General features: G+C 40.4%; 12 protein-coding genes. 7 read left to right on the top strand and 5 right to left on the bottom strand.

Going from position 1 to position 12181, the window contains the following annotated elements; genetic code table 11:
- Window positions 1-26: 26 nt before the first annotated feature.
- From G504_RS0106515 to G504_RS0106545, 7 genes are all read left to right on the top strand, one after another.
- Entirely contained in the window at window positions 27-1592 is a 1566-nt protein-coding gene (locus tag G504_RS0106515) for an aryl-sulfate sulfotransferase (RefSeq protein WP_019669348.1), read from the top strand.
- 61 nt (window positions 1593-1653) lie between these two features.
- Window positions 1654-1782, top strand: a complete 129-nt coding sequence (locus G504_RS20065; RefSeq protein ID WP_019669349.1) for a hypothetical protein — start codon at window positions 1654-1656, stop codon at window positions 1780-1782.
- Window positions 1783-1810: 28 nt separating this feature from the next.
- A complete protein-coding gene (locus tag G504_RS0106525; RefSeq protein WP_019669350.1) occupies window positions 1811-2002 on the top strand; it encodes a hypothetical protein in 192 nt (63 codons plus the stop codon).
- 77 nt (window positions 2003-2079) lie between these two features.
- Window positions 2080-3657: an aryl-sulfate sulfotransferase gene (locus tag G504_RS18345; RefSeq protein WP_019669351.1), complete on the top strand. Its 1578-nt coding sequence runs from the start codon at window positions 2080-2082 to the stop codon at window positions 3655-3657.
- A 75-nt stretch (window positions 3658-3732) separates the two neighbouring features.
- The gene (locus G504_RS0106535) at window positions 3733-4149 is read left to right on the top strand and encodes a sensor histidine kinase (protein ID WP_157473058.1); all 417 of its coding nucleotides are present in this window, start codon (window positions 3733-3735) and stop codon (window positions 4147-4149) included.
- Window positions 4150-4312: 163 nt separating this feature from the next.
- Complete coding sequence (locus tag G504_RS0106540; RefSeq protein WP_019669353.1) at window positions 4313-5728, top strand: MltF family protein; 1416 nt, start codon at window positions 4313-4315, stop codon at window positions 5726-5728.
- A 75-nt stretch (window positions 5729-5803) separates the two neighbouring features.
- Window positions 5804-7483 carry an alkaline phosphatase family protein gene (locus G504_RS0106545; protein ID WP_019669354.1) on the top strand — a complete coding sequence of 560 codons (1680 nt, stop codon included), beginning with the start codon at window positions 5804-5806 and terminating at the stop codon, window positions 7481-7483.
- A 43-nt stretch (window positions 7484-7526) separates the two neighbouring features.
- On the opposite strand, the gene G504_RS0106550 is transcribed toward G504_RS0106545, so the two are convergent.
- The 5 genes from G504_RS0106550 to G504_RS0106575 all read right to left on the bottom strand — a co-directional run bounded on the left by G504_RS0106550 (window position 7527) and on the right by G504_RS0106575 (window position 12173).
- Window positions 7527-8171, bottom strand: a complete 645-nt coding sequence (locus G504_RS0106550) for a hypothetical protein (protein ID WP_019669355.1) — start codon at window positions 8169-8171, stop codon at window positions 7527-7529.
- A 139-nt stretch (window positions 8172-8310) separates the two neighbouring features.
- Complete coding sequence (locus G504_RS0106555) at window positions 8311-10176, bottom strand: adenylate/guanylate cyclase domain-containing protein (RefSeq protein WP_019669356.1); 1866 nt, start codon at window positions 10174-10176, stop codon at window positions 8311-8313.
- Between the two features lie 30 nt (window positions 10177-10206).
- Window positions 10207-10683 (bottom strand): hypothetical protein, encoded by a 477-nt coding sequence (locus tag G504_RS0106560; protein ID WP_019669357.1) that lies wholly within the window; start codon window positions 10681-10683, stop codon window positions 10207-10209.
- A 261-nt stretch (window positions 10684-10944) separates the two neighbouring features.
- Entirely contained in the window at window positions 10945-11778 is an 834-nt protein-coding gene (locus G504_RS0106570) for an MBL fold metallo-hydrolase (protein ID WP_019669359.1), read from the bottom strand.
- Complete coding sequence (locus G504_RS0106575) at window positions 11775-12173, bottom strand: PAS domain-containing protein (protein WP_019669360.1); 399 nt, start codon at window positions 12171-12173, stop codon at window positions 11775-11777. Before G504_RS0106575 ends, G504_RS0106570 begins: the two co-directional genes overlap by 4 nt.
- Between the last annotated feature and the right edge of the window lie 8 nt (window positions 12174-12181).

A 12181-nucleotide genomic window follows, 5' to 3' on the forward strand; every position in this document is an offset into this window, starting at 1 on the left:
AAACTTTACCAACCAAACCAAAACCAATGAAAAAAATTCTTAGTTATTTAAGTGCAATTCTATTTGTAGTACTTCTTTTTAACTGTGGTGACAAACAAACAGCTGAAGGAGAAACTGACAATAAGGACCGTAATATGTTTGGCCACTATATTCCCCGCGGACTTACCAAAACAACTGAAGGACTTAGTCCCGGTTATATTATGTTTGCTGTTCCCAATTCTGCCTCTACCTATTTGATCAACAGAAATGGGGAAGTAGTGCACGAATGGAAAGGAAATTATGCTTTTCATAGTCCATATCTCATGGATGATGGTTCTCTTGTAACGGGCGCAAAGGATCCTGATTATCCTGTCTTTGGTTTTGGAGGTCCCTACGGGCGGATACAAAAAATTAGCTGGGATGGAAAAATGTTATGGGATTACGAATATGCAGATACCACACAAATAGTACATCATGATATAGCGGTATTACCCAACGGGAATATTCTTGCAATTGCTTATGAAACTTCATCATATGACTATGCACTTGCATTGGGCAGAAAACCAGAATTCATTCCAAGATCCGGACCGTGGATGGAAAAAATAATTGAAATAGCACCACAAGCCAACAACAGGGGCAAAATTGTCTGGGAGTGGCGCATTGAAGATCATCTGATTCAGGATTATGACGAAACCAAAGCCAATTACGGCAATGTGTCAGAACATCCTGAATTGATAGATTTTAACCTGGGAGATTCCATCCCGCCTGCCATAACGCAGGACAGCCTGGATATTTTAAAAGCCATGGGCAGGGAAGGCAGAAACCTCACCATTGACAATCCCCGTTCAGATATTTACCACATTAATGCCATAAACTATAATCCTGATCTGGATCAGATAGTATTCAGCTCTCCAAGGTTGAGTGAAATTTTTATTATCGACCACAGTGTTACTACTGAAGAAGCTGCAAGTCATCAGGGTGGGAAAAGCGGCAAAGGAGGCGATTTTTTATACCGTTGGGGAAATCCGGAAAATTATGGCCGGGGAGATTCTACCAATCGTAAACTTTTTGGCCAGCATGATGTTCGCTGGGTTGAAAAAGGGAAGCCAGGGGCAGGGCACCTTACTGTATATAATAATGATGTCCCCATGGGCCCTGATAGCCTTGATTATTCAGCCATATATGAAATTAAGCCTCCTTTAATGGAAGATGGCAATTATGAAATAATGGCTGCCAATGGTTTTGGCCCGGAGAAACAATTATGGAACTATGTAGCCAGGGATACCATTTCATTTTACGGAAGTTTTATTTCCGGGGCACATCGTATGGAAAATGGAAATACCTTCATTAATGAGGGACCCAAAGGTCGTTTGTTTGAAGTAACCCCGGACGGGGAAATTATCTGGGAATATTTAGTTCCATATCGCAGGAATATTCACAAACCTAATGGCGAGCCAAACAATCCAATGAACGGGACCCATAACACATTCAGGGCCACTTTTGTGCCGGCGGATCATCCTGCTTTACAGGGAAAAGAGCTAAAACCACTGGATCCGCAACCCGAAGTATTTGTGTTGCCACCTCCACCGCCTGAAGAGGATAAGAAGGCCTGATTTTTACATTAAATAGAACTAAGGGAATTTAGGAGGAATTAATTTTGACAAAATAAAGGATATGGATGGTATTGATGTAGTTATGGTCATTGCCATTATCCTTTTCGCAAGGCTTGGAATACGTTTGCTAGGGGGTTATCGCAAAATGAAAAAAAACAACAAAAAGGATCCCGATAAAGAGGAGTCCTAAAAATCAGTTACATATAAAAACAATTAGCATGGGAATATTTTGGGATTTACTGCAACAAGAAGAACTGGATAAACAACAGGCACAGGCAGACAGCGTTGAAGACCGCGTAGCAGTCCTGGAAACTGAACTGGAGAAAACAAGGCTACTCCTCAGAAAAACTCTGGAGGCACTGGAGACTCACTTGAACCGCGATATTGACGGAGATGGAATTACGGGATAAATTTTTGGCATTCATAAAATAATCCTTTAAAACACAATAAATATGCATTACATTTAAACCATATATCAACCTAACATATGAAAAAAATTCTTCTATACTTCAGCACCATCATGATGATGGTACTCCTTTTTAATTGTGGCGACAATCAACCCTCTTCTGATGAAAAAGCGGTAAAAAAAGTCCGGGATATGTTTGGGCATTATATACCAAGGGGGTTAACCAAAACTACCGATGGCCTTAGTCCCGGCTATGTGATGTTTTCCGCTCCTAATTCGCCTTACACATACCTGGTGAACAGAAAAGGAGAGGTGGTTCACCAATGGAAGGGAAATTATGGGGCATTCAACGCATATCTAATGGATGATGGTTCTATTTTACTGGCTGCCGAGGATCCGGATTTTCCTGTCTTTGGCTTTGGTGGCCCTTATGGCCGGATTCAAAAAATTAGCTGGGATGGAAAAATGTTGTGGGATTTTGAATACGCCGATGAAAAACAAATTCTGCACCATGATTTTGCTATTTTACCCAATGGAAACATCCTTGCGATTGCCTATGTAGCCACCTCATTTGAAGAAGCAATAGCTGACGGCAGGAAGCCTGAAATGATGCCAAAATCAGGGCCCTGGCTCGAGAAAATTATAGAAATTGAACCTCAGGGACCACGGGGGGGTAACATTGTCTGGGAGTGGCATGTATCAGATCATTTAATCCAGGACTATGATAAAAGCAAGCCAAATTATGGTAATCCGGCCGAACATCCGGAATTGTTGGATTTTAATTTAGGAATGCCCATACCTCCGCCAATAAGCCAGGACAGCCTGGATGTCATGAAAGCCATGGGTATGGCCGAAAGAAATCAGACTACAGATAATATGGGGTCGGACATTTTTCACTTCAACGCCATAAATTACAATCCGGAACTGGATCAGATCGTATTTAGCTCACCTTTTTTAAGCGAGATTTTTATTATTGACCACAGTACAACTACCGAGGAGGCGGCCGCTCATAAAGGAGGGAAATACGGGAAAGGTGGTGATTTCCTTTACCGCTGGGGAAACCCCGGCAACTATCAAAGAGGGGATTCTACAAACCGGCGGTTATTCGGGCAACATGATGTTAGATGGATAGAACCCGGAAAGCCGGGTGCCGGTAATCTGACGCTATTCAACAATCATCCTCCGGGAGATTTTGACTTTAATGAGAGGAATGCTGATTCTCTCAATTATTCTACAGTTCTCGAGATTACCACGCCAATTGAAGAAAATGGTAATTATACCATGATTGATGGTCAGTCCTTTGGCCCTGAACAACCCACCTGGTCTTATATAGCCCCGGATACACTGTCTTTTTACAGCAGCTATATTTCCGGTGCTCACAGAATGGAGAATGGCAATACATTTATAAATGAGGGGGCTAAGGGCCGCTTTTTTGAGGTAACACCGGAAAAAGAAATTGTATGGGAATACCTTAATCCCTATAGGGGGGAGATTCGCCAAAACAACGGTGAGCCAAAAAATCCAATGCCCGATCCTTATTTTGAATTTCGTGCCACGTTTATTCCTGCAGATCATCCCGCTTTGCAGGGTAAGGAACTATTACCAATAGATCCTCAACCTGAACCATTTGTGTTGCCCCGGCCAAAAAAGGAAAAATAAGCCTGGCTCCAGAACTTTTACCGTAGTTTTCTCAATTTACCTCCTCCCGACAAAGCATTGATCCCTGCCAAAAAAATGATAGACAAAGTAAAGGTACTATTGGAGCAGGAGAATCATAATGGAAGAATTACCATAGAGACCATTATAGACCCTGAGGAAATGGAACTTTATATTGATGAAAAACAAATTTCACAGGTCTTGATAAATTTAGGTAAAAACGCAGCTCAGTCTCGGGGCAAACAGGAAAACGGACGTATTAAAATCACCACGGCAACAGGCACAAAAGGAAAGAAATACATAGAAGTATGGGACAATGGCCCCGGCATTCCACCAGAATTAATAGACGAAATTTTTGTCCCTTTTTTTACTACCAAAAATTCAGGTACCGGCATAGGGCTGAGCTTGTCAAGGCAAATTATGCATTTGCACGGGGGGAACTTAAAAGTGCACTCTGTTCAGTCTGAATATACCTCTTTTGAATTGTCTTTTTGAGAAAATGGCATGTGCATTTTAATCGAATGTGCTGTTTGTTTTATTATTAAAGATAAAGGTGTTTTTAGCTATTTGCCATAATTCTTTCCCTTGCGTTAAACAAGCCCTGCTTCCGCATATTCAAATTCTTTTATATATTTAGAGAATTCAGTGATTCAGGACTATGACCAACCGTTTAGGAATTATTGTGATTTGTACCCTCTTGCTGATTGGCTGCCAGACAAAAAAGCCGGACTTAAAAGAGGTAATAGAAATCAGAGACTTCAATGAAATAGTAAAGGATGGTAAACTCCGGGTCCTTATTGCTTATAGTGCTACGAGTTATTTTCTGTATCGTGGTCAAACCATGGGTTATGAATACGAATTACTAAAACGGCTTGCTAAAAACTTAAACCTTGAACTGGATTTAATAGTATCCAGAAATCTGGATGAGATGTTGGATGAGCTTAAAAATGGAAATGTAGACCTTGTAGCTCATGGTCTGGCAGTTACCCAGGAAAGAAAAGAAGAAGTTTCTTTCGTAGATTATTTATACCTCACCAAACAGGTATTGGTACAAAGAAAACCGGATAACTGGCGCGATTTAACTCTTGATAATATTAAGGAAGCTATAGTACAGGACCCTATAGAACTTATAGGAGATACTGTTAGTGTGAGAAAAAATTCCTCTTATTTTAAGCGACTCCTGAATTTATCAAAGGAAATAGGAGGGGATATCGTCATAGATTCCCTTGAGGGAGCCCTATCCACTGATGAAATTATAAAACAGGTAGTGGACAAAAAAATTAAATACACTGTGGCGGACGGAAACCTGGCCGGAATACACGCCTCACAGTACCCTATATTGGATATTAGTGTACCCCTGAGTTTTTCACAGCGAATAGCCTGGGCAGTTAGAAAGGAATCCCCGGTATTGTTGGAAGCTATTAATAACTGGATAAAAGAAGAAAAAAAGACCCCTGATTATTATGTGATATACAGCAAATATTTTGAGTATAAAAGAAGCTTTAAGAGGAGGGTAAAAAGTGAATTTTACAGTTTAAATAATAATCAGATTAGTGCGTATGACAGGCTAATCAAAGAATATGCGCAGGAATTAGGATGGGATTGGCGTCTGTTGGCTTCATTAGTATACCAGGAATCGCAATTTGAACCAAGCGACAGTTCGTGGGCAGGAGCTAAGGGCTTAATGCAGATGATGCCGGCCACCGCAGAGGAGCTTGGGATTAAAGACCTGGGGGACCCCGTGGAGAGTTTACGAGGAGGCACTGCCTATCTGCGAAATCTTTACGGCAATTTTGCGATGATAGAAGATTCTGTACAAAGGATAAAATTTACGATGGCTTCCTACAATTGTGGTTATCAGCATGTTAAAGATGCTCAAAGTCTTGCAGAAATTCGTGGCCTTGACAAATACACCTGGGATGATAACGTAGATAAAATGATTTTGGCGCTTAGTGATCCCCAACATTACAACCATAAGGCTGTTCAGTATGGATATGTTCGCGGTGCAGAACCTTATGATTACGTAATGCAGATATTTAACAGGTACAAACTTTATGCTTCTTTAGTAGACTAATACTAAATATCCTCAAGCTCTATCCTAAAAAATGTTTTTCTTTGTTACTCAATAATCTTTATGCTGTTTTGAACTATGAAACAAATTTGCCTCTTATTCGGTTTTCTTATATTATTAAGCACTTCCTCCTTATTTGCACAGCAAAAACCCAAACTAATTTTACAAATCACGATAGATCAACTCCGTGCAGACCTTCCCATGAAGGTTTATGACAGACTTCCTGCCGGCGGTTTTAAAACCCTTTACGAACAAGGTATCGTGTATGAAAATGCATATCATCGGCATGCCAACACCGAAACTGTTGTGGGGCATGCTACCCTGGCCACTGGTGCAGATCCTTCTGCACATGGCATGATTGGCAACATCTGGTTCGATACGGAAACAAAGCAAACCGTATATAATGTTCAGGATGTGAACTATCCCCTTTTAGGAGCCGGTGGAGGCGTTGACAAAAAAACTGAAATAGATCCAACGCAGGCCGCGGCTACTACAGACGGAAGATCTCCAATGGCAATTCTGGGCACCACCTTCAGTGATGAACTGGCCCTGTTTACTAATGGAGAGGCCAAAATATTTGCAGTCTCGGTAAAGGATCGCGGTGCAATAACACTGGCCGGCCACGCCGGAAAAGCATTCTGGTTTAGCAAAGCAAAGGGCGAATTTGTGACCAGCACTTATTATTTTGAAGACTATCCTGATTGGGTAAAAAACTGGAACAGCCAGAAGAAAATCCAAGCCTATCTTAATACAAGCTGGGAACTGATGCATGATAAAGACAATTACACCTATGGCGAAGCAGATGATATGCCCTGGGAGACAAAATTTCCGGGTTACGGCATAGTTTTTCCCCACCCCTTTGGAGAGATGAGCAAGTATTTCACAACCTTTCTAACCTTGAGCCCGGTAGGTGATGAACTGACATTAGATTTTGCCAAAACCCTTATTGAGGCAGAAAATATCGGTGCTGATACTATTACGGATTATCTCTCCATAAGTTTTTCATCTACGGATTATGTGGGTCATGTCTTCGGTCCTTCAAGTCTTGAGAGTGAAGATAATCTCTTTAGATTGGACCGGACTCTTGCTAATCTGCTAGCCTATATTGATGAGAAAGTTGGGCTGGAGAATACACTTATCGTGCTATCTGCAGACCATGGAGGAGTAGATGCCCCCGGGCATATGCAAAAATTTGGGATCGATGCGGGGTATTTTGACATAGATGCTATAGATACCCTGGCCATAAAAAAAGTGCTGCAGGAAGAATTTAAAATTACCGACAAATTGGTGTCAGGCTATTTTCACCCTTATGTGTATTTAGACAAACAGGCAATTGGCAGGAATAATCTGGATATTGACGCCGTTTCACGTGTTCTGGCTGCTGAACTGAGAAAAGAAAAGGGCATTTCCAATGCCATTGCTTCTGCTGATCTCCTGGAGGGAAATATAGCCAATACGGCGTTGAATACTTCTGTATTGCGAAATTATAATCCGAGGAGATCCGGGGAAATCTATCTTGTATTTGAACCTTATTGGTTTATCAACGATTTTGATGGGTTAACCGTGGCTACAACACATGGTTCTCCCTGGAAATATGATCAGCACGTACCCGTAATCTTTATTGGTAATGGTTTGGAAGCCGCTAAAATCTATAGACGTATAGAGACCGTGGATGTTGCTTCAACCTTGTCGCATTATCTTAATATAAAGATTCCTTCTGGAGCTTCGGGCGCTGCATTGAAGGAAGTGTTGGAGTGATTAAATTTCCACCATTTTAAGTTTTTACCAGTTCCTTAATTGGTTATTCTTCATACTGGTACAAATCGGCCAGTTTATAGATTAGAAAATCAATAATGTTCTCTTCACTTTCGCCATCTAAAAACATTTTATAAGCCGCATCGGCTTGTTCCTCTTTAAAAAAATCTAAATCATCTGAGCCATATTCATTAAATGCATTCCAGGACTTAAGACCATCGAGTATTTCCCTGTGGGCAATATATCTTTTCCTTGCAAGTTCCAGGTTTTTCTTGTAGTCCTTGTTATTGCGATTTTCCAATTCTGCTTTTTGAGAACTTAATCTTAAATAGTCTTGCTCAATTCTCGCATCGGCTTCTTCTGCCTCTGCTATAATCTTAAAATAAGCCCTGGAAATTAACGAAGCATACTTTTCGTCAAAAGAAGCGCCCATGCCGGTTTCCAAATAATTATCTCCTTTGAGTACCCCCGGGTCTTCTGTGCTTGAATAAAACTCTCTGGCATCATTCGAAGCAAATAGCCCCTCTTTCTGTAAAGATCTCTTCCAGGCTTCAGATTGTACGGTCTCTTTCCAAACCCTCCGGTATTCCCGCTTAAAATTGGTCTGTGATGAGGTACATCCCCCCATAATAAAAACCAAAAGAAGAAAACCAATACCCGGAGTAACTTTATAAACTCCTGTTTTAATCATAATAAGAAAAAACGTATTTATGCAGAGTAGATTAGTGAGAATACATGATATGGAAATGGGAAGGTTTAAAACCTTTGACAAGATAAGAAAGAATTATCTTCTCTCGTATAAAAATTCCATGAAGAACATCTTATTTCTGTTAAGCCATTTGAAGCTTTGGCTTTTTTACATAATACATCTTCATCATTCCCTTGTTTTTGACTTTCATTTTACCTCTGTATTCGCATTCAAATTCATCTTTTATCAATTCATAAGTGTTTTCAGAAACATTAATCTTTCCTGTTTCCGAATTCGTTTCCATACGGGCTGCAACATTTACGGTATCTCCCCAGATGTCATAAGCAAATTTTTGGGTGCCCACTACTCCTGCAACCACGGGGCCAGTGTTAATCCCAATACGGATTTCATACGGCATTATATTAGTTTGATCCATGTTTTTAACTGCTTCGGTGATTTCAATTATTTCAAAAGCTGCACGCACCATACTCAAAGCGTGATCTTCTTTATTCAAATGCAATCCACCGGTACACATATAGGCATCGCCCATGGTTTTAATCTTCTCCAGACCGTGCTTTTCCATAACTTCATCAAACCTCGAAAAATAATAATCCACACTTCTAACTAAGTTTTCCGGACTTAAATCAGCGGAGGAGCGGGTAAAATCTTTAAAGTCTGTAAATAAAACCGTGATAGATTCAAATTTTTTAGCTTCCACCTGGCCGGTTTCTTTTAATTCCTGGGCGGTTTCTTTAGGAAGGATATTCAGCAACAGGGCGTCAGACCTGTTCTTTTCCTCCTCAATGATTGTATTGGTTTCTTTTACAAAACTATAGCGCTTGTAAAGAAAAAAGGCAAACACAAAGATTACAACCAATGCCAGGGCAGTGGCGTAAATTATTATCTTTTGTCGTTTATCCTTTAACAATTGTATTTCGGACTCTTTCTGTAGAAGATCTACTTCAATCTGCTTCTGTGAAACTTCAAAATCTGCGCGTAAATTGGCCATTTCCTGTACCTTATCTATATTATTCAAGCTGTCTCTGTAAATGACATGGTTTTTGAAATACCTGAGGGATTCGGCAGTATTTCCCCTCTTCTCATAAAGTTCTGACAGCTTTAAATAGGCATCCCCTATTTGTTCTTTGAGTCCGTGTTGTTTTGCCAGGTCCAAACTTCTAAAGGCATAGGCGAAAGCTGTTTCCCATTGTTCCTGTTCCGCATAAATGTCAGACATATAAGTTAAATATACACTGATAGGGTAATAATGCCCGAGTTCTTCAAGCATTTCTGTAGCTTGTCCGATGTTTTTTTCAGCGATGTCATAATCTCCTTTTAAGGCATATGCAAGGCCTACATTACCCATATTGTAAGCAATTCCCGGCTTATAATCTATAGCTCTGTATATATCTCCGGATTCCCTAAAAAACAACAGGGCAGAATCTGGTTTCGACAAACCAAGATTGTACAAATCGCCAATATTTTCCATGGCACTGGCATATCCCACCGAATCATTTTCAGCTTTATGGATGGCGCTGGCCTCATTATAGTTGCGGATTGCATTGTGATGATCATCCATGGCTGCGTAAACCGTCCCAATATTTATGTATAATATACCTAATTCGCGTTGTAGCTCTTCCTCCTCTGCCAGTTTTACGCCATTAAAAAAACTTTCCAATGCCTGATTTAAGTCCCCTTTGAGGCGTAATGCAGTTCCTCTTTCCTGATATGCTCCAATAATATGGTGTGTGGAATCGGCTTCAATTGCCCTGCGCAGTAGTTCGCTGCTAAATTGCAGCGACTTATCCGGATCCGGGCTAAAGACAGCAAGGTCATAAAGTAATTTCAAACGGTCTTTTTCCTCAAATTGCCGGGAGTTGTATATCAATTCAAGACTGTCTGCGATATGCCTGTCCTGAGCATAGATGTAAGTGCCAAAAAAAAATAATCCGAATATTATATAGGCTTTGCTATGGAATACTTTCCTAAAAATATTAAAATAAGCCATAGTTGAGGATAAGGAATAATTAATAGGGGTTTATCTATATGCCTTAATAACCGGATCAATTAAAAATGTGCCTTCCTTACCTGCTACTTTAAACTCTAAACCATATTTTTCCATTAAATATGCTTTTTGTGTGCCAGGTCTGGTTTTAATTTTCGTGGCAACCAGTAATTGAGTAATTCCATTCCAGGAAAACGATTCGGGTTGTATTATACCCGTCTTTCTTTCAAAAATTCTATCTCCCGATATATGATTAATCGAGGTGATTTCTACTACATCCGATGGGTCGCTAATAGAAACCGCATCCCAGATAATCCGATCTCTCTTTCTTACATGAGTTGTGTAATCTTCATTTGAAATGCCTGTGGGCTGTCCAAAATTGGCATTTGCCGCAATAGTGGCCTGTTCAATATTTGCAGTGTCTACATAAAGGGTTACAACGTGTAATTGGCCACAAGACACAAGGCTCATAACGGCCACTAAAATCAAAAGCAGATTGGTTGTTTTCATAATGACTTTCTTTAAGTTAGTATATGGGGGAAATTTATTTGTCCTACATTCCGATACTGTTTAATTTCAATTCGGGATCTGTCGTAAATACCTTTGCCTCTTCTATTGGCTTAGCAAAGATGGCTCAAAAAGCTCCCCTTAATATAGTGAAATTAAGCGTATTAGTAAAATGACTTTGTACGAATGGCATAGAATCATGTCCGAAAGTAGTATTTTTCTTATCCCAGAGAAAAATAGAGATCCCTGGCGGGCCCGTATGCTTTAAATCTCTATCTCATGCCCCTGAACTGCAAGTTCAATAGGAAAATCATTGGTATGGGAATTCATAAAGCTAGTGAATATATCAGATCTGTATTTGTCGGTATGCGCAGGATCGTGATGAAACATCACCAAACGTTTAGCCTTGGCCCTCTTAGCTAATTCGGCAGCAATTTCCAATGTACAATGCCCCCACCCTACTTTCTTTTTATATTCCTCGCAGCCAAATTGGGAATCGTGAATAAGCAAATCTGTCTTATTGCAGAGATCAAAACCAGAGATCCATTTATCCTCTTTAAATAAGTGGGGTTTATTTAAAACGGGTTCATGATCCGGGATATAGGCAACGGATCTGGATCCCATCTGGATTCTATAGCCAACTGTTGGGCCGGGATGACAAACAAATTTGGCAGTTATTAAAAACTTCCCAAGCTTAAATGGTTCGTTTGGCAATTCGTGTATCACCAATTTGCTGGGGATATCCCTAAGCATTACAGGGAAAAGTGGTGGAGACAAAAATCTCTTCAATCTGTCTTTTAAAGGGTAGGAACTACCCCCGGGACCCCAAATATGTATTTCTTTGTTCGGATCAAAAATAGGCTTAAAAAAACCCAGACCCTGAATATGATCCATATGTAGATGAGTCAACAAAATATCTATCCGGTCTGCACTACTATAGCTGTCAAAATCTATTTCCAATATGCCCGTGCCTGCATCCAGAATTAATCTTTCATTAGCATCTATGATTTCAATACACGAGGTATTGCCTCCCAACTTCTGTGTCTCCTTTGAAGAGGTAGGGTATGCGCCTCTGGTTCCATGTAGTTTGATTCTCATAGCTTTAGATCATTGTCCCAAAAAATAGCCAAAGCCCCGGCAAATTCCTTGGACCTTCCAATGATAGGAATAGAAGTAACAGAGATTTTGAAAGATTTGCCTTCCAGGCTTTTAATCCAGAAGGTCTTATGGGCGGGCACATGTGTTTTTATTGTGCTTACAAGCGGAAGTTCATCTGGTGGAATTGCCTTACCTTTTTTATCATGCGGTTGAAATGCATTACCCCATTCTCCAACCCGCATTTCTCCGGTGTCCTGGAACCGCTGGCCAAGGATTCGTTCTGCCGGTTCATTATAAAAAATCAGCGTTCCTTCCGGATCTACTATAAAAACAGGTACGCTGAGACAATCTGCCAATTGCCGGCTTAAAATAATTTCAATTTCATGTGCTGACATAGGCAGAC

The organism is Eudoraea adriatica DSM 19308 (assembly GCF_000382125.1).
Classification (GTDB): Bacteria; Bacteroidota; Bacteroidia; order Flavobacteriales; family Flavobacteriaceae; genus Eudoraea; species Eudoraea adriatica.

What these genes read in the sequence shown, in the direction of transcription:
- G504_RS0106575 (WP_019669360.1), bottom strand. Translation starts at nt 12,173, where the DNA reads ATGTCAGCACATGAAATTGAAATTATTTTAAGCCGGCAATTGGCAGAT.
- G504_RS0106560 (WP_019669357.1), bottom strand. Translation starts at nt 10,683, where the DNA reads ATGAAAACAACCAATCTGCTTTTGATTTTAGTGGCCGTTATGAGCCTT.
- G504_RS0106535 (WP_157473058.1), top strand. Translation starts at nt 3,733, where the DNA reads ATGATAGACAAAGTAAAGGTACTATTGGAGCAGGAGAATCATAATGGA.
- G504_RS0106525 (WP_019669350.1), top strand. Translation starts at nt 1,811, where the DNA reads ATGGGAATATTTTGGGATTTACTGCAACAAGAAGAACTGGATAAACAA.
- G504_RS0106540 (WP_019669353.1), top strand. Translation starts at nt 4,313, where the DNA reads ATGACCAACCGTTTAGGAATTATTGTGATTTGTACCCTCTTGCTGATT.
- G504_RS0106545 (WP_019669354.1), top strand. Translation starts at nt 5,804, where the DNA reads ATGAAACAAATTTGCCTCTTATTCGGTTTTCTTATATTATTAAGCACT.
- G504_RS18345 (WP_019669351.1), top strand. Translation starts at nt 2,080, where the DNA reads ATGAAAAAAATTCTTCTATACTTCAGCACCATCATGATGATGGTACTC.
- G504_RS0106555 (WP_019669356.1), bottom strand. Translation starts at nt 10,176, where the DNA reads ATGGCTTATTTTAATATTTTTAGGAAAGTATTCCATAGCAAAGCCTAT.
- G504_RS0106515 (WP_019669348.1), top strand. Translation starts at nt 27, where the DNA reads ATGAAAAAAATTCTTAGTTATTTAAGTGCAATTCTATTTGTAGTACTT.
- G504_RS0106550 (WP_019669355.1), bottom strand. Translation starts at nt 8,171, where the DNA reads ATGATTAAAACAGGAGTTTATAAAGTTACTCCGGGTATTGGTTTTCTT.
- G504_RS20065 (WP_019669349.1), top strand. Translation starts at nt 1,654, where the DNA reads ATGGATGGTATTGATGTAGTTATGGTCATTGCCATTATCCTTTTCGCA.
- G504_RS0106570 (WP_019669359.1), bottom strand. Translation starts at nt 11,778, where the DNA reads ATGAGAATCAAACTACATGGAACCAGAGGCGCATACCCTACCTCTTCA.